This is a genomic window from Bradyrhizobium sp. AZCC 1693 (assembly GCF_036924745.1).
Lineage (GTDB): Bacteria > Pseudomonadota > Alphaproteobacteria > Rhizobiales > Xanthobacteraceae > Bradyrhizobium.
Genome location: NZ_JAZHSD010000001.1, coordinates 2,128,688 through 2,144,694, shown reverse-complemented (window position 1 = coordinate 2,144,694; position 16,007 = coordinate 2,128,688). Strand labels below are relative to the sequence as shown.

Here is a 16,007-nt window from a genome sequence, read left to right as displayed (position 1 = left end):
CGATCGGTGGAGTTAACGCTGTAGCGCCGTTTCAGGTATCGCCCTGCGAACCACTTCGCGCATCGCAAAGCTCGAATGGATGCGCGCGACGCCGGGCATCCGCGAAAGATGCTGCTTGTGGATCCGCTCGAAGTCCGCGATGTCGCGCGCGATCACCTGCAGATGATAATCATCGCTGCCCGACATCAGGTGGCAGGACACCACGTCGGGACAACAGGCGATGGCCGCTTCGAAAGCGGCAAGATATTCCTCGCTCTGTTTTTCCAGCGTGATGGTGACGACAACGGTAGTGACGAGTCCGAGCGCAGTCGGTTCGAGGTCGGCCCGATAGCCGCGAATGATGCCGGCTTCCTCGAGCTGACGAATGCGACGCGCGCAGGCGGTCGGCGACAGGCCGACCTTTTCGGCGAGTTCGATCTGGCTTGCCCTTGCATCAGAGAGCAATTCAGCCAGAATCCGAAGGTCAATACGATCCAGCTCGATCACGCCATAATTCTCTAATATTTATTATTCAGGCGCAGAATATCTGCGCAAATTGCTCCCTGCAAGCCGCAATTCGCAGAGAAGCGTTGCTCGTTCAGGCGTAGTTTTCTTGGCATCGGACAACAGCTTCCAGTGCAGGAGCAAGGCCATGCGGGTCGGTGTGCCCAGGGAAATCAAGGTCGAGGAATATCGCGTTGGCCTGACGCCGGCGTCGGTGCGGGAATATGTGGCGCATGGACACGACGTGATCGTCGAGCAGGGCGCCGGACTCGGCATTGGCGCCAGTGATGATATCTACCGTTCGGCCGGCGCAGCAATCATGGACACGGCAGCCGAGATCTTCGCGACCGCCGACATGGTGGTCAAGGTCAAGGAACCGCAGCCGACAGAATGGCGCCAGCTTCGCGAGAACCAGATCCTCTTCACCTATCTGCACCTTGCGCCAGACGCCGCGCAGACCAAGGGGCTTCTCGCATCAGGCTGCACCGCGGTCGCCTACGAGACGGTGACGGACGCCCATGGCGGGCTCCCGCTGCTGGCGCCGATGAGCGAGGTGGCGGGACGGCTGGCGATCGAGGCGGCGGGCGCCGCCTTGCGAAAATCGGCCGATGGCATGGGCAAGCTGATCGGCGGGGTGCCCGGCGTCGCTCCGAGCAGGATCGCGGTGATCGGCGGTGGCGTGGTCGGTACGCACGCCGCGCGGATGGCGGCAGGTCTTGGCGCTGATATCGTCATCCTTGACCGCTCGCTGCCGCGCCTTCGTGTCCTCGATGAAATGTTCCTCGGTCGCGTTCGCACGCGTTATGCGACGCTGGAAGCGATCGAGGAAGAGATCATCGGCGCCGACGTCGTCATCGGCGCGGTGCTGGTGCCGGGCGCCAGCGCGCCGAAACTGGTTTCCCGTGCACATCTCGCCCGCATGAAGCGCCGCGCCGTGCTGGTCGACGTCGCAATCGACCAAGGGGGCTGCTTCGAGACGTCGCGGCCGACGACCCATCAGGCGCCGACCTATCTGGTTGACGAGATCGTGCATTACTGTGTTGCCAACATGCCGGGCGCCGTGCCGGTGACGTCGAGCCACGCGCTCAATAATGCCACGCTGCCGTTCGGCCTTGCGCTGGCCGGGAAGGGCATCCGCGCCCTGATCGAGGATCCGCATCTGCGCGCGGGGCTCAACGTGCATCGCGGGCAGATCACCAACCGTGCGGTCGCCGACAGCCAGAATTTGCCGGCGGCGGTGCCCGAGAAAATTCTGGCGGCGTGAAGTCCGCCGGTTGACAGGCGAGAGCAGGGCGGGTGAGGACTCGGGCGGAGCCGAGGCAGAGGCTTCTGCGGCGGCGTATCGTCAGCGCTCGTAGCTTGCGGGGTCCGGATTGTCCGACGGATGCGCAAAGGCGCTGCGCAGGACGGCCGTCATCGGAGTCTTGAAATTGAGCCCGTTCGGCGGGACCGGCGCTTCGAACCACTTTTTGTAAATCGTCTCGATCTCCGGGCTTCGGTAAAGTTCCGCGGTCGCACGATCTGCCACGGCCTTGAAGGCTGCATCATCCTTGCGCAGCATGATCCCGTAGGGTTCGGCCTTGGAGAAGGCTTCTTCGCTGACGATGTAGGCAGACGGGTCCTTCGACCTTGCGACCGCGACGGCGAGCTGCACGTCATCGAGGACGTAGGCGGCGGCGCGGCCGGTTTCCAGCATGAGGAAGGCTTCCGCCTGATCCTTTGCCGCCAGCGGCGTGACGCCGAGATTGCGGGCGTTATTGACCTGGTTGAGCTGCACCATGTTGGTCGAGCCCGATATCGCAACGACCGGCTTGCCTTTCAACTGGTCGATCGTGCGGATGTTGTCGGCCTTCCGTGCGGCAAACCGCGTCGCCGACAGAAAATGTGAATTCGTGAACGCCACCTGGCGCTGCCGCTCAGCGTTGTTGGTGGTGGAAGAGCAGACGAGATCGACGGTGCCATTCATCATGAGCGGAATGCGGTTGGACGACGTCACCGGGAGCGTCTCAACGGTCACGTTGGAGAGGTTGAGTTGGTGCTTAACCGCGTCCACGATTTTCATGCAGATGTCGACGGCGTAGCCAATCGCCTTCTGGTCGCCGTCCAGATAGCTGAAGGGCACCGATGCTTCCTGGATGCCGAGGATGATCTTGTTGGTCTCCTTGACTTTCTGGAGTGTCCCGGTCAGCTCGCTTGCATGCGCAGGGACGGCGATCAGGGCAACGGCAAGCATGGTCAGTGGCAGGCGCATCACGGTGGACCTCATCGGATAGTGAACGGGTTTGCAGCGACCGAACGGATGGCCGTCGTGCCAATCGATGGCGGGCGAACCGTAGTCGATCAGCCGTCATTGCTGAATTAGTGACTGTGAAAACCGGCTATATCAAAGTTACATTGCCGACAGGCGCCAGGAAAGCTCCGCGGGAGCGGATCGGTCTCATCGAGTGCCCGACGCAAGGGGCGTCGATCTGCCACTCGATCGGCGTCGTCGCCCAGGAATCCACCGGACCGACGATCAGCTTCTGGCAGCGGCCGGGTAGCCTGAATTGCGTTTCTGGCTGAGAAAACGACGTGCCAGCTTGATGAAGTTGTGGACGACCATCGACGTCTCGTCTTTTCTGAACACGAGGAAGACATCGGCGGATGGCGGCGAAGGCCTGATTGGCCGGAATACGATTTCGTCGGTCGTGAAGCGGGCAATTGATTGTGGGACCAGGGCTACTCCGAAGCCAGCGGCGATCAGACTGGGGACCGACTGTGCATCGATGACTTGCTGGGAAACCCGCGGCAAAAAGCCGGCGTCGACACAGCATTTCTGGATGTAGCGCGCAAATTGAGAACTTTCGGGCTGCAGGATAATCTGATCCTCCGACGCAAGGTCGCCGAGGGCGATGCGCTTGCGTCGCGCCAGTGGATGCGTCTTTTGCATCGCAACCACAACCTCTTCCGACCACGCGAGCTCGCTGCGGAGCAGATGCTCGGTCGGGATGCTGCGATTCAGGCTGATGTTTGTCGTGCGGTTGAGGAGAGCCGCGATCTGCAGGGCCGGCGCCTGCTCATGCACCGTCATCTTTACCGAAGGCGCGTCCTTTCGATACGCGGCGAGCAGGTCGGCCAGGCGTCCGCGCAGGATGGAGCCGGTTGCTCCGATGTCGAGGGTCCCGACCAGGCCGGCGCCGATTGAATGGACCTCGTCCTCGGCCAGTTTGATCTGCTGTTGAATGGCGCGCGCGCGGGCCAGGAGCGCTTCTCCGGCCTGGGTCAACTCGACCTTGCGACTGGTTCTGTAGAGGAGCTGCGTTCCTAACGCCGCTTCGAGCGACTGGATGTGTTGGCTGAGGGGAGGCTGCGAAAGATTCAATCGTCGCGCCGCAGCGGTGAAGCTGCGCTCCTCGGCCACCGCAATGAAGTACCGGAGCTGGCGGAGATCCATAGGGTTTTCCTCTTGATCGTGTCGTTCTATATATTGGACACTTGGAGCTGCATGGTCAACGAATGGCTTGGTGCGCGGGCAAGGCGGAAGTCCGGTGGGGCAAGCGACGTCTGCGTCGCGATTAAAAGCAAAAGTGGCACCCGAGCGGGCCGACGAAGCCACATCAAATGGAAACACCGACCAAGCGAGGGAACGCCGTGCCAAGGTTATTCAAGTCACTCTTCTTTCAGGTCATCGTGGCGCTGGCCCTTGGTATTGCGCTTGGCATGGCTCACCCGGATGCCGCTCTTCAGATGAAACCGCTGGGCGACGGCTTCATCAAGCTCATCAAGATGCTGGTTCCGGTGATCGTGTTTTGCGTTGTCGTGCACGGGATCGCCGCCGCCGGGGATTTGTCGAAGGTCGGACGGGTCGGGGTGCGCGCGCTGATATACTTCGAGATCATCACGACGATCGCGTTGGCGCTCGGGATCGCGCTCGCCTATTACTTCCAGCCCGGCACCGGGATGAACATCGATCCGAAGACGCTGGATGCAAAAGCGTTGAGCGGCTTCAGTCAGGCGGCGGCCCAGGTCGCCGGCGGCGGTGTCTCGGAATTCCTTATGAAACTCATTCCCTCGACGGTGGTCGGAGCCTTCACGACCGGCGACATTCTGCAGGTGCTGATCGTCTCGATCATGTTTGGCTGTGCCGTCTCCTTGTGTGGCGAGCGGGCGAGGCCGGTGACGGATTTCATCGGACGTGTGAGTGACGTCGTCTTCAAGATGATGAATTTCGTCGTCAGGTTGGCTCCGCTCGGTGTGTTTGGGGCGATCGCATTTACGGTCGGCAAGTACGGCATCGGCTCGCTCAAGCAACTCGGCGGTCTCGTCGCCCTGTTCTATGTGGCCGTGGCCGTTTTTGTCGTCGTCGTGTTGGGCGCGGTCATGCGCTTTTCCGGCTTCAGCTTGTTCAAGCTGCTCCGCTACTTGCGCGAGGAACTGACGATCGTACTCGGCACGGCGGCCGGAGACAGCGTGCTTCCGCAGACCATGCGCAAGCTCGAGCTTCTTGGCATCAAGCCGTCGACCGTCGGACTGGTAATCCCAACGGGATATTCGTTCAATCTGGATGCGTTCTCGATCTACCTGACGCTGGCTGCAGTGTTCATTGCCCAGGCGACCAATACGCCGCTGGCCACGGGTGATCTTCTGGCAATTCTCGGCGTTGCCCTCCTGACATCGAAGGGCGCTCACGGCGTTCCCGGCTCGGCCATCGTCGTGCTTGCGGCCACCCTCGCAGCGATCCCGGCCATTCCTGCCATCGGATTAGTGCTGATCCTGTCGGTGGATTGGTTCATCGGCATCGCACGTGCGCTGGGTAACTATATCGGGAATTGCGTCGCCACGGTCGCCGTGGCCTCATGGGAAGGCGACATCGATCGGGAGAAGGCGCATCGGGTCCTGAATGGGCAGGCCGATCCCGTGAGTGTGGAGGCGGAGATCGATCCGGTGGGCCTGGACGCCGCGGGAGCGCAGCTGCAGACGACCTGATATCAGGCACAAGGCGTCCGGTATCGGCTAGACCGGGCGGCCGATCTGGACGCCCCGCCACGCTCGAAGCTGATCGGAGTTTGAACGATGCTGGCGCTTTCGGTTGCACCTTTGACAAAGGCGGAGTTTGCGCCTTTCGGTGAGGTCGTCGGGACGGAAGATGTGAAGCCGAAAATGATCAACGAGGGATTCGCCAGACGTTATGACGACCTGGCGAAAATTGACGTCGCCTCGGCAGGCGGAGAGGTCAATATCAGTCTGTTCATCGGCGCAGTGAGACCGGCGCCGATGATCATCAAGATGATGGAGCGCCATCCGCTCGGAAGCCAGCTTTTCGTCCCGTTGAACGAAGTGCCCTGGCTGGTGGTCGTTTGCGCAGATCCGGGCATCCCGTCGAGCTACCGGGCATTTGCCGCGTCGGGACGGCAGGGCGTGAACTACGCGAGAAATTGCTGGCATCATCCGCTGCTTGTCACTGCAGACGCCAATCCGTTCGTTGTCGTCGATCGAAAGGGCGCGGGCAGCAACCTCGAGGAAAAGTGGCTTGAAGAAGCAAACTGGCTGCGTATCGCGTTCGATGGCGCAGCAGCAACGCACCCGGACATCACAGCGAAGCCGGGCTAGTCGTCCGGTGAGCGTCCCCAAAAAACATCTCTAAGAGGCACAAGGAATGCTATCTCGAACCTATCACGTCCCAACCGGCGGGCATCCAGCCCAGACCGAGCTTCTGACCGGCCGCGCGGTTTTCACGGACGCCTATGCGGTGATACCCAAGGGCGTCATACGCGACATCGTTGCAAGCTATCTTCCGCACTGGAACGATGCGCGCGTCTGGGTGCTGGCCCGACCGCTATCCGGTTTCGCCGAAACGTTCTCCCACTACCTTATCGACGTGGCGCCGCGCGGCGGAAGCGAATCGCCGGAACCCGATACGGAAGCGCAGGGCGCGCTGTTCGTGGTTGGCGGCCAGTTGACCTTGAGGCTCAACGGGACGGAACACGTGTTGCGGCCCGGCGGCTTTGCGTATCTTCCGCCCGGGTGCCGCTGGAGCGTGCGGAACCGCAGCTCCGAAGCGATGCAATTTCACTGGATCCGGAAACTGTATCAGCGCGTGCCCGGGCTCGCGACGCCGGAGCCCATTGTGACAAACGAAGACTCCATCGCGCCAACGCCGATGCCTCATACGGATGGAAGGTGGGCCACGACACGCTTCGTCGATCCATCAGACATCAGGCACGACATGCACATTACCATCGTCACGTTCGAGCCCGGCGCGTCGATCCCGTTCGCGGAAACCCACGTCATGGAGCACGGGCTTTATGTGCTTGAGGGCAAGGCCGTCTACCGGCTCAATCAAGACTGGGTCGAGGTCGAAGCCGGGGATTACATGTGGCTGCGCGCCTTTTGCCCCCAGGCCTGCTACGCCGGCGGCCCCGGGCGGTTCCGTTACCTGCTCTACAAGGACGTGAACCGGCATATGGATCTTCGAGCCTTGAGGCCGGCGGCAGCTTCGGGACTTGTCGGATGCAATGCCTGACGACCAGGTTCGGGGCGCGTCACCATGGATCGGCTGACTGGGCTGCAGCTCATGGCTTCCGGTGCTGGCGTTACTTGCCTTTGGTCGCGACCTTCTGCTTTTCGTCCTCGTTCATTTTCTTCACGACAGGATCGCGATTGGCTTCGCCGGTAGTCTGAGTTGTTGTGGCCGGCGGGCTTTCGTTTGGCATGGAGGTTTGCCCGGGCGGTGGCGTCGCCGGCCGCGTTGCGGTTGTGCTCGGCGGCGACGTGGTTTGAGCGGTCGCCGCCTGAGCATTCAATAGAAGGACGCTCGACAGTAGCGACACCGCGAGCGCCATTGAGTTGGGCTTCATCGATCTGAACTCCTCTCAGATCAAGGACGTTCCCTTTACGCCTCCAATTGCTTGCCGATCGGCAGTGCGCGGATGCGCTTGCCGGTCGCGGCGAAGATCGCGTTGATCAGCGCCGGCGCGAAGGGCGGCACTCCCGGCTCGCCGACGCCGCTGGGCGGCGTGTCGGGGCCGGGAGGTACGATGTAGACGTTCGTAATAGTCGGGGATTCGTCGATCCGGATCACCGGGAAATCGTCGAAATTCCCCTGTTGCACCTTGCCGTCCTTGAAGATGATCGCGCCATGTTTGGCGAGGCTCATGCCCATGATCGCGGCGCCCTCGATCTGCGACTGGATCCGCTCCGGATTGACGTAGGTTCCGCAATCTATGGCGGTATCGACCCGCGGCACGGTGAGCTTGCCCTTGTCGTCGACGGCCACCTCGACGATCGTCGCGATATAGCTGACGAAGCTGCGATGCGCGGCAATGCCGAGCCCGTGTCCCTTGGGGACGGACCGGCCCCAGCCGCCCTTGTCCGCGACCAGCTCGACGACCTTGCGAAGACGCGCGGTATCGATCGGATAGCTGTCATAGGGTTCGCCGTAGTTCCAGAGGTCTTTCACCGAATCGAGCTTGACGATCCGAGGAGCGCCGATCAGCTCCAGCAGCATGTCCTTTGGATCGCGTTTGGTAGCCTGGGCTATTTCGGCGACCATCGACTGCACCGCGAAGGCGCGCGGGATGTTCGATACGGAGCGGAACCAGCCGATGCGGGCATGCGCGGCCGCTTCCGGATTCTCGCATTGGACGTTGGCGATTTCGAAGGGCATGTCGACAAGCCCCATGCCGAGTTCAAACGGCGCCTGATGCACCGTCTTGTCGGCAAATGTCGAGGCGATGCTCGGCGCGACGCTGCGATGGCGCCAGGCCGTCACCTTGCCGCTCTTGTCGAGGCCGGCCTCGATGCGTTCCACCGAGACGGTGTGCAGGAAGCCGTTGCGAACGTCGTCTTCCCGCGTCCATTGCACCTTTACGGGGGCGCCGAGTTCCTTTGAAAGCAGGGCGGCTTCGATGGCGAAATCGCACTTCGACTTGCGCCCGAAGCCGCCGCCGAGCAGCGTCACGTTGACGGTGACATTCTCTTGGGGGATGCCAAGCGTTTTGGCGACGTCCTCGCGCGTTCCGCCCGCGCTTTGCACCGGCCCCCAGATCTCCGCCTTGTCGCCCTTGACGTCTGCGACTGCAACCGGCGTCTCCATGGCGACATGGGCGAGATGCGGCAGATAGTACTCACCCACGATCACCTTGTCGGCGCCCTTCAAGGCGGCGTCCACGTCGCCCTCCTTGCGCACCACCAGGCCGGGCTTCCGTGCGGCTTCCTCGAGTTCGGCCCGGTAGGCGACCGAGTCGTATTTACCATTGGCGCCATCGTCCCAGACGATCTTCAGGGCGTCGCGGCCCTTGATCGCCGCGCCGGTGTTGCGCGCGATCACCGCAACGCCGCCGAGCGGCTGGAATTTTGAAGGCCACGGCCAGCCCTTGACTTCCATGACCTTCTCGACGCCGGAAACTCTCATCGCCGCCGCCCCGTCAAACGAGACGACCTTGCCTCCGGTCACCGGCGGCCGGGCAATGACGGCGTATTTCATGCCGGGCAGGCGGACGTCGGCGCCGTAACGCGCGGTGCCTACCGTGATGTCGCGGAGATCGACCATGCTGATCTGGCCTTTGCCCAGATAGCGGAAATCCTTTGGGTCTTTAAGCTTCAGGCCTTCGACACTCGGCACGGATTCCTTGGCGGCATCGGCTGCCAGATCGCCAAAGCCAATGCGCCGTCCGCTCGCACTGTGGACGACCTCGTGGTTGACCGCCTTGACTTCGGTTGCCGGCACACCCCAGCGTTTCGCCGCTGCGGCTTCCAGCATCGTGCGGGCCGAAGCGCCGATCTGACGCATCGGCATCAGGTAGTGACGCGTGCTGCGCGATCCGTCGGTGTCCTGGTTGCCGAATTTGACCTCGTCGCCATGCGCCTGCTGGATTCGAACGCGCGACCAGTCGGCCTCCATTTCTTCGGCGACGATCATCGGCAGGCTGGTGCGGACGCCGGTTCCCATCTCGGCGCGGTGGGCGACGATCGTGACAATGCCGTCCGGTGCGATCGCGACGAACACGCGCGGGTCCACCACGGTGCCGTGCGGCATCTTATCCGCGCCGGTCTGGTATGCGGCAAGGCCGGGGCGCGACATCACGGGGGCGGCCAGAACGAAGCCGCCGGCCAGCCCGAGGCCCTTCAGGATGCTGCGGCGTGAAACGTTGTCGACTTTGACGTATCGCTCAAAGCCGCGGAGCTTCTTGGGATTGGTGAGAATGTTCATGATCATACCCCTGTCGAAGCGAGGTGGACCGCGTTTTCGATGCGCTGATAACAGCCGCAGCGGCAGATATTGCCCGCCATCGCCTCGCGTATCTGATCGTGGGTGGGTTTCGGATTCTCTATCAGCAGCGCGGCCGCCTGCATGATCTGGCCGACCTGGCAAAAGCCGCATTGCGGGACGTTGAGCTGGCGCCAGGCTTTCTGAACCGCGTGATCGCCCGTCGGATGAAGGCCTTCGATCGTCGTGACCTCCCGGTCGACCACGTCGGAGACCGACGTGATGCAGGCGCGCACCGCCTGCTTGTCGACGATCACGGTGCAGGCGCCGCAAAACGCTTGGCCGCAGCCGTATTTCGTGCCCGTCAATCCGACCTCGTCGCGGAGAAACCAGAGTAGCGGAAGGTCGGGATCGCCGTCCCAGTTCTTTTGCTGGCCGTTAATCTTCAAAGTAATCATGATCGATCCTCGCTCTTCGTAGGCTGCTGATGGTAGCTCTGACGTGAGCGAAAAACGTTACGGCTGACCGCTCAACGCCGTCGCTTCGAAATTTCTTGCTGTCTGGCTGGGATTTCTTTGAGCCATCCTCCTGATCGTTATTCTTGGCTGTTGTTCAGTAGGCCGCGCTTGGCGGATCGGCCGCCACAAGGCGTTCTACATTTGCGTCGGCATGTTTGGCGAAAGCGGGGCATCGGCAAAGAATCGCGTTTGGTCAGCAACGCTGACGCAGTGGCTGCAAGCAAAACAATTGTCGTCAAACTTGAACATCGTTGTCATGACAAGACGGGGATCGTCTCATCCACGTCGCCCGGCGCTGCACAGACTTTCACCACTTGCGCACCACGGACATCGGCGTGCGCCGAACGCTTCGCGACGCCTCATGCAATTCTCGATCTTCGGTGCATGCGCGATAACGCACCGCCCATTCGCAGAAGGCTGAGCTGTTCTGCGAAATCTGCATGAGGAGCCAGGCTGCAGTGATGATCGCATGAAATGCAAGGGACACTTACTATTGCTGGCTTTTCCTGGAATCGTTGATGCAACTGGAAGACGCATTACGCAAAAGACAAATTTGTTCGTCGCCTTTCTTTTGACCGACTCCCTCCTTCAGTTTGCGTCATGTGCAAATCCGATCAACCCACAATTTCGATCACAAGCACAGACGCGGAACTCGCAACAGCGATGTGTCAGGATCCGACACGGCGCGCGCTTATCCTGACCGCTCTCGCCACGGGGGCTTGCCTGGCGTCGTCCAGGTCCTCCATTGCCGAGGAGGATGAACCGGGCAGCAACGAGCGGCCTCAGAAAGCCGACGTTCTGGTTTTTTCCGAAGGGGATCATGCGGGCGAGGTGATCAAGCCGCAGGATCTGCAAGCGGGTGGACCGCCGGTGCGTGCCTGGCCGAAGGACCCCAAGACATCGGTTGTCCGCAAGGGCTCGCGCCTGAACGAGGTGCTGGTCGTAAAGCTAGATCCAGCTGAGCTGGATGAAGAGACGCGCTCGCGCGCTGCCGGCGGCGTCGTGGCCTATTCGGCCATCTGCGTCCACACGGGCTGTCCGATCACGGCATGGGTGAAGGCGGCAAGTGGCGACAAGGACGTGTTCAAATGCGTTTGCCATAATTCGGAATATGACCCCCGGCAAGGTGCGCAAGTTATCTTTGGACCAGCGCCCCGGCGTCTGGCGGCGCTTCCGTTGGCGGCAGAAGACGGTCCACTTACCGTGGCAGCAACATTTGTTGGAAAGGTAGGTGCGCAGCAGGCCAGGTGACGGCGGGCCGCCGTCGATCCACGACGAGAAAAAACAGAATTCGTGAGATGAAAACAAAGGGGAGGTTACGTTATGGCCTTGAAGCAATGGCTGTTGTCGGGTTTGCTCGCATCCACATGCCTCGTTTCGATCGCTGCCGCCGGCCCGATCGAGAACTACAGCCCGGTGACGGCCGATCGGCTCAAGAATCCCGAACCTGGCAACTGGATGCATTATCGCCGAACCTATGACGGCCAGGGATACAGCCCGCTCGACCAGATCAACACCTCGAATGTGAAAGGCCTGGTGCCGGTGTGGACGTTCTCGACCGGGGTGGTCGAGGGACACGAGGCCCCACCGATCATCAACAATGGCGTGATGTTCATCGCAACGCCGATGGGGCAGGTGATCGCGCTTAACGCCAAGACCGGCGACGAGTACTGGCGATACAAGCGCCAGCTTCCCGAAGATCTCTTTCAGTTGCACCCGACCAACCGCGGCGTTGGACTGTGGCAGGATAAGGTGTACGTCGCCACGACGGACGACCATCTGGTAGCGCTCGATGCCAAGACCGGCAAAGTGGTCTGGGATACCAAGGTTCAGGACTACAAGAAGGGGCAGTATTTGACTCTGATGCCGTTGGTCGTCGACGGCAAAGTGATCGTCGGCGGTTCCGGTGGCGAGCTCGGCGTGCGCGGTTACGTCGTTGCGTACGACGCCGAAACGGGCAAGGAACTGTGGCGGACCTTCACCGTTCCCGGCACGGGTGAGCCAGGTAATGAAACGTGGAAAGGCGACGACTGGAAAACGGGTGGCGGATCTGCCTGGATGACAGGCAACTACGATCCAGACACCAAGACAGTCTATTGGGGCACCGGCAACGCCGCACCTTGGCCGGGCGACACCCACGCCGGCGACAATCTTTACACAAGTTCAGTGCTCGCGCTCGATCCCGATAGCGGCAAGCTGAAAACTTACTTCCAGTACCATCAAAACGATTCCTGGGATTGGGACGAGGTGGACGCACCAATGCTGGTTGACCTGCAAAGGGACGGCCGCACCATCAAGACTCTTATCCATCCGGGACGCAACGCAATTTTCTGGGTACTGGAGCGCAAGCCGGACAGCATCAAGTATGTGGCCGGCTGGCCCTTTGTTCATACCGACGTCTGGAAAGGCATCGAGCCCGAGAGTGGCAAGCCGATTGTCGACCCGGCCCACAAGCCGGTTATTGGCAAGCGGGTTGAATTCTGTCCTTCGCTATGGGGCGGCAAGGATTGGCCGTCGGCAGCGTATAGTCAGAAAACCGGATTGGTCTACGTTCCGGCCAACGAGAATTTCTGCGGTGGCTTCACCGGCGAGAAAGTGCCGTTGGTTGCCGGCCAACTCTGGCTCGGGACCAAGCCCGAGGATGTCGGTTTGACGCCCCGTCCCGGCGCTACCCACTTTGGCGAACTGCAGGCGTGGGATCCGGCCACGGGCAAGAAGGCCTGGTCGCACAATTTCCCGAAGTCGCAACTGTTCGGTTCGGTGACCGCTACCGCCGGCGACCTCATCTTTGTCGGCGGCACCAATGACCGGATGTTCCGCGCCTTCCATGCCAAGACCGGCGAACTGCTTTGGGAGCAAAAGACCAACTCCGGCATCATGGCCATGCCGATCGCCTATGAGGTGGACGGCACGCAGTATATCGCCGTCCAGTCGGGCTGGGGCGTCGATGCGCAGCGCATTCAGGACGCATTGGTGGGCAAGGTCCCCGGCCTGGAGAATAACGTGCCGCAGGGCGGCGTCGTCTGGGTATTCGCCGTCAAGAAGTGACTGCGAGAAGGCTGGATCCGGCGTCTGGCCGCTACAGGCGGTGGCCAGGCGCCGATGCGATCCAGGCAACGCGCATCCGGGCCATCATGTAGTCTGATCGGCCGAGCAGATTGATCTTGAGGACGCTCGCCGGAGGAAATCCGCGCACAATCGGCACGCGGGCGGCCGTCAGGCATCAACCGCAACCTTCAATGCCTCGGCCCGGATTTCCTCGACGAGCCGTTCCTTCAGCCCGACGAATTCAGGCGCGGTTTTGATCTTGTAGGATCGCGGGTGGGGCAGATCGATCGTGATCTCAGCCTTGATGCGGCCGGGACGGGCGCTCATGACAATGACGCGGCTGCCGAGGAAAATCGCCTCCTCGATATCATGGGTGACAAACAGCACGGTCTTCTGCTCGCGTTCCCAGATGCCGAGCAGCATTTCCTGCATCAGCACGCGGGTTTGATTATCCAGCGCCCCGAACGGTTCGTCGAGCAACAGGATCTTGGGATCGTTGGCAAGGGCGCGGGCGATCGCCGTGCGTTGCTGCATGCCGCCCGAGAGCTGCTTAGGCCAGTGGTTCTCAAAGCCGGACAAGCCGACCCGATGGATGAATCCATCGGCGATCTTGCCGCGATCCGCCTCGGATATCCCGCGCTCGCGCAGGCCGAACGCGATGTTTTCGCGCACCGTCAACCACGGGAACAGCGTGTACGATTGAAACACCATGCCGCGATCGGCGCCGGGTCCCGTGACCTCGCGCCCGTCCAGCATGACGCGGCCGCTGGTCGGCCGGTCAAGGCCTGCGATGATGCGGAGCAGCGTGGATTTTCCGCAACCCGACGGGCCCAGGATGGTGACGAAGTCGTTGTTGCCGACGCTGAGATTGGTCGGCTCCAGCGCCCGCGTCGGCGCATTGCCCTGGCGTGCGGGGAAGGTGCGTGAGACATGATCGATCTTCAGCGTGGTCACGCTAATCTCCACGGAAACAGCCAGGCGTTGAAGGCCTTGAACAGAAAGTCCGACACCAGCCCGATCAGCCCGATGACGATGATGCCGAAGATGATCTGGCCGGTGTTGAGTAGCGCCTGGCTATCGGTGATCATGTGGCCGATGCCCGACGAGGAACCGATCAGTTCGGCGACGATGACGTAGGTCCACGCCCAACCCAGCACGAGCCGAAGGATTTCCGCGATCTCGGGGGCGGAGGAGGGCAGCAGCACGCGGCGGATGATGCCGCTGTCGCCGGCGCCCAGCGTGTAGGCGGCTTCAACGAGGTCGCGCCTTGTATTGCCGACGTTCACGGCGATCATCAGGATAATCTGGAACACCGCGCCGATAAAGATAACCAGCAGCTTCTGCAATTCGCCGATGCCCGCCCACAGGATCAACAGCGGGATAAAGGCCGAGGCGGGCAGGTAACGGGCGAACGAGACGAACGGCTCGAGGAAGGCCTCGATCGGTTTGTAGGCGCCCATCAGCACGCCGAGCGGCACCGCGATGACAGCCGCCAGCGCAAAGCCGCCGACAACCCGCCAGATCGTCATGCCGATGTCGAACAGGAAGCCATGCTTGGTCAGGAGTTCAAATCCCTCCTGCAGCATGGTCAGCGGGTTGGCGAGAAACGTTTTGGACACGTAGCCGCCAAACGTTGCCCATCCCCACAGGGCTACGAACAGGACAAAGAACGCAAAGCCATAGGCTGCGCGTTGCTTCGACGTCACGGGATCCAGGGGACGCATCACGGGGCATGTTCCTCAAAGCGGTGCGCTGATCGCGGACAGCCCCGCATCCACAGGTGTGGAAGCGGGACCAGCGCGGCGCCGAACGAACCTACTTGATGAAGCTCGTGTCAACGAGATCGTCGATTTTCGGAACCGATTTGATGATGCCGATCTCGAGCAACAGGTCTGCGGCTTCCTTGGTGAAGGCCTGGAATTCGCCCGCGAAGAATTTCTGGTTCGCGGCCTTGTCCTGCCATCGCAGGTATTTTGCCGAATTTCCGAACTGTTCGCCGGACTGCTTCACGTCGGCGCCCATGATCTCGTAGGATTTGGCCTGGTCCTTTTCGATCAGGGCGACAGCCTCGAAATAGCTGTCAGCCAGCGCTTTCGCGGCTTTCGGGTTTTCGGTCAGGAATTTCGGCGTGCAGCCGAACGTGTCCATGATCATCGGGTAGTCGAGCGTGGTGGCTATGATCTTTCCCTTGTCGGGCGCCGCGCGCACCGTCGAGAGATAGGGTTCATACGTCATGGCTGCATCGTTCTGGCCGGCCACAAATGCCTGTGCGGCCGCGGCAGGCTCCAGGTTCACCACGGTCACGTCCTTGACCGAGAGGCCGTTCTTCTTGAGCATCCAGGCCAGCGTGAAATAGGGCGCGGTGCCGGGCGCGGACGCGGCGACCGTCTTGCCCTTCAGATCCTTGATCGACGCGACATCGTTTCGTGTGGCCATGCCGTCGGCGCCATAGCTCTTGTCGAGCTGGAAGATCTGCTTGGTCGCAACGCCATTGGCATTCCAGGAAATCCAGGTTTCGACCGTGGTCGCCGCGCACTGGATGTCGCCTGATGCAACAGCCAGATGGCGGTCCTTCTGCGGGATCTTCTTGATCGTCACATCGAGGCCGTTCTTCTTGAAGATGCCGGCCTGGTTTGCGAGCGTAAGCGGCGCAAAGCCGGTCCATCCGGATATCCCGATGTTGACCTTCACATCATCTGCGAGGGCTGGCGCGGAGACCAGGAGAGCGGCGGTTGCGGCGAATATTCTAAAACTAAGCATGGCTGTATCCC

General features: G+C 61.5%; 15 protein-coding genes. 6 read left to right on the top strand and 9 right to left on the bottom strand.

Annotation, left to right across the window (positions count from 1 at the left end; translation table 11 throughout):
* Window positions 1-12: 12 nt before the first annotated feature.
* Window positions 13-483, bottom strand: coding sequence for an Lrp/AsnC family transcriptional regulator (locus V1293_RS10455; RefSeq protein ID WP_334516686.1), 471 nt, complete (start codon window positions 481-483; stop codon window positions 13-15).
* Between the two features lie 148 nt (window positions 484-631).
* Between V1293_RS10455 and ald the strand changes: the two genes are divergently transcribed.
* Window positions 632-1,747 carry an alanine dehydrogenase gene (gene ald / locus V1293_RS10450; RefSeq protein WP_334509128.1) on the top strand — a complete coding sequence of 372 codons (1,116 nt, stop codon included), beginning with the start codon at window positions 632-634 and terminating at the stop codon, window positions 1,745-1,747.
* An 81-nt stretch (window positions 1,748-1,828) separates the two neighbouring features.
* Here ald and V1293_RS10445 read toward each other — a convergent pair whose 3' ends face one another.
* Both V1293_RS10445 and V1293_RS10440 read right to left on the bottom strand, forming a co-directional pair.
* Entirely contained in the window at window positions 1,829-2,734 is a 906-nt protein-coding gene (locus V1293_RS10445) for an amino acid ABC transporter substrate-binding protein (protein ID WP_334516685.1), read from the bottom strand.
* A gap of 264 nt (window positions 2,735-2,998) precedes the next feature.
* The gene (locus V1293_RS10440; RefSeq protein ID WP_334509126.1) at window positions 2,999-3,916 is read right to left on the bottom strand and encodes a LysR substrate-binding domain-containing protein; all 918 of its coding nucleotides are present in this window, start codon (window positions 3,914-3,916) and stop codon (window positions 2,999-3,001) included.
* Between the two features lie 197 nt (window positions 3,917-4,113).
* Here V1293_RS10440 and dctA point away from each other — a divergent pair, with 197 nt between their 5' ends.
* From dctA to V1293_RS10425, 3 genes are all read left to right on the top strand, one after another.
* Window positions 4,114-5,448 carry a C4-dicarboxylate transporter DctA gene (gene dctA, locus V1293_RS10435; protein ID WP_334509125.1) on the top strand — a complete coding sequence of 445 codons (1,335 nt, stop codon included), beginning with the start codon at window positions 4,114-4,116 and terminating at the stop codon, window positions 5,446-5,448.
* Window positions 5,449-5,535: 87 nt separating this feature from the next.
* Window positions 5,536-6,072, top strand: coding sequence for an ureidoglycolate lyase (locus tag V1293_RS10430; protein WP_334509124.1), 537 nt, complete (start codon window positions 5,536-5,538; stop codon window positions 6,070-6,072).
* 46 nt (window positions 6,073-6,118) lie between these two features.
* Window positions 6,119-6,985, top strand: coding sequence for a bifunctional allantoicase/(S)-ureidoglycine aminohydrolase (locus tag V1293_RS10425; protein WP_334509122.1), 867 nt, complete (start codon window positions 6,119-6,121; stop codon window positions 6,983-6,985).
* A 70-nt stretch (window positions 6,986-7,055) separates the two neighbouring features.
* Here the strand turns inward: V1293_RS10425 and V1293_RS10420 are convergent, their stop codons facing one another.
* The 3 genes from V1293_RS10420 to V1293_RS10410 are packed head-to-tail and all read right to left on the bottom strand — an operon-like array spanning window position 7,056 to window position 10,128.
* The gene (locus tag V1293_RS10420) at window positions 7,056-7,304 is read right to left on the bottom strand and encodes a hypothetical protein (RefSeq protein ID WP_334509120.1); all 249 of its coding nucleotides are present in this window, start codon (window positions 7,302-7,304) and stop codon (window positions 7,056-7,058) included.
* 50 nt (window positions 7,305-7,354) lie between these two features.
* Window positions 7,355-9,673 carry a xanthine dehydrogenase family protein molybdopterin-binding subunit gene (locus tag V1293_RS10415; protein WP_334509118.1) on the bottom strand — a complete coding sequence of 773 codons (2,319 nt, stop codon included), beginning with the start codon at window positions 9,671-9,673 and terminating at the stop codon, window positions 7,355-7,357.
* A gap of 2 nt (window positions 9,674-9,675) precedes the next feature.
* Window positions 9,676-10,128, bottom strand: a complete 453-nt coding sequence (locus V1293_RS10410) for a (2Fe-2S)-binding protein (RefSeq protein ID WP_334509116.1) — start codon at window positions 10,126-10,128, stop codon at window positions 9,676-9,678.
* A 723-nt stretch (window positions 10,129-10,851) separates the two neighbouring features.
* Between V1293_RS10410 and V1293_RS10405 the strand changes: the two genes are divergently transcribed.
* Window positions 10,852-11,439, top strand: a complete 588-nt coding sequence (locus V1293_RS10405) for a QcrA and Rieske domain-containing protein (RefSeq protein WP_334516684.1) — start codon at window positions 10,852-10,854, stop codon at window positions 11,437-11,439.
* 72 nt (window positions 11,440-11,511) lie between these two features.
* Window positions 11,512-13,236: a methanol/ethanol family PQQ-dependent dehydrogenase gene (locus tag V1293_RS10400; RefSeq protein WP_334509114.1), complete on the top strand. Its 1,725-nt coding sequence runs from the start codon at window positions 11,512-11,514 to the stop codon at window positions 13,234-13,236.
* A 168-nt stretch (window positions 13,237-13,404) separates the two neighbouring features.
* On the opposite strand, the gene V1293_RS10395 is transcribed toward V1293_RS10400, so the two are convergent.
* The 3 genes from V1293_RS10395 to V1293_RS10385 form a co-directional block, all read right to left on the bottom strand.
* A complete protein-coding gene (locus tag V1293_RS10395) occupies window positions 13,405-14,190 on the bottom strand; it encodes an ABC transporter ATP-binding protein (protein ID WP_334509113.1) in 786 nt (261 codons plus the stop codon).
* On the bottom strand, window positions 14,187-14,960 hold the full coding sequence (locus V1293_RS10390; protein ID WP_334516683.1) for an ABC transporter permease: 774 nt from the start codon (window positions 14,958-14,960) through the stop codon (window positions 14,187-14,189). Before V1293_RS10390 ends, V1293_RS10395 begins: the two co-directional genes overlap by 4 nt.
* A gap of 91 nt (window positions 14,961-15,051) precedes the next feature.
* Window positions 15,052-15,996 carry an ABC transporter substrate-binding protein gene (locus V1293_RS10385; protein ID WP_334509112.1) on the bottom strand — a complete coding sequence of 315 codons (945 nt, stop codon included), beginning with the start codon at window positions 15,994-15,996 and terminating at the stop codon, window positions 15,052-15,054.
* Window positions 15,997-16,007: the final 11 nt, after the last annotated feature.

What these genes read in the sequence shown, in the direction of transcription:
- ald (WP_334509128.1), top strand. Translation starts at nt 632, where the DNA reads ATGCGGGTCGGTGTGCCCAGGGAAATCAAGGTCGAGGAATATCGCGTT.
- V1293_RS10445 (WP_334516685.1), bottom strand. Translation starts at nt 2,734, where the DNA reads ATGCGCCTGCCACTGACCATGCTTGCCGTTGCCCTGATCGCCGTCCCT.
- V1293_RS10440 (WP_334509126.1), bottom strand. Translation starts at nt 3,916, where the DNA reads ATGGATCTCCGCCAGCTCCGGTACTTCATTGCGGTGGCCGAGGAGCGC.
- V1293_RS10430 (WP_334509124.1), top strand. Translation starts at nt 5,536, where the DNA reads ATGCTGGCGCTTTCGGTTGCACCTTTGACAAAGGCGGAGTTTGCGCCT.
- V1293_RS10425 (WP_334509122.1), top strand. Translation starts at nt 6,119, where the DNA reads ATGCTATCTCGAACCTATCACGTCCCAACCGGCGGGCATCCAGCCCAG.
- V1293_RS10420 (WP_334509120.1), bottom strand. Translation starts at nt 7,304, where the DNA reads ATGGCGCTCGCGGTGTCGCTACTGTCGAGCGTCCTTCTATTGAATGCT.
- V1293_RS10415 (WP_334509118.1), bottom strand. Translation starts at nt 9,673, where the DNA reads ATGAACATTCTCACCAATCCCAAGAAGCTCCGCGGCTTTGAGCGATAC.
- V1293_RS10410 (WP_334509116.1), bottom strand. Translation starts at nt 10,128, where the DNA reads ATGATTACTTTGAAGATTAACGGCCAGCAAAAGAACTGGGACGGCGAT.
- V1293_RS10405 (WP_334516684.1), top strand. Translation starts at nt 10,852, where the DNA reads ATGTGTCAGGATCCGACACGGCGCGCGCTTATCCTGACCGCTCTCGCC.
- V1293_RS10400 (WP_334509114.1), top strand. Translation starts at nt 11,512, where the DNA reads ATGGCCTTGAAGCAATGGCTGTTGTCGGGTTTGCTCGCATCCACATGC.
- V1293_RS10390 (WP_334516683.1), bottom strand. Translation starts at nt 14,960, where the DNA reads ATGCGTCCCCTGGATCCCGTGACGTCGAAGCAACGCGCAGCCTATGGC.
- V1293_RS10385 (WP_334509112.1), bottom strand. Translation starts at nt 15,996, where the DNA reads ATGCTTAGTTTTAGAATATTCGCCGCAACCGCCGCTCTCCTGGTCTCC.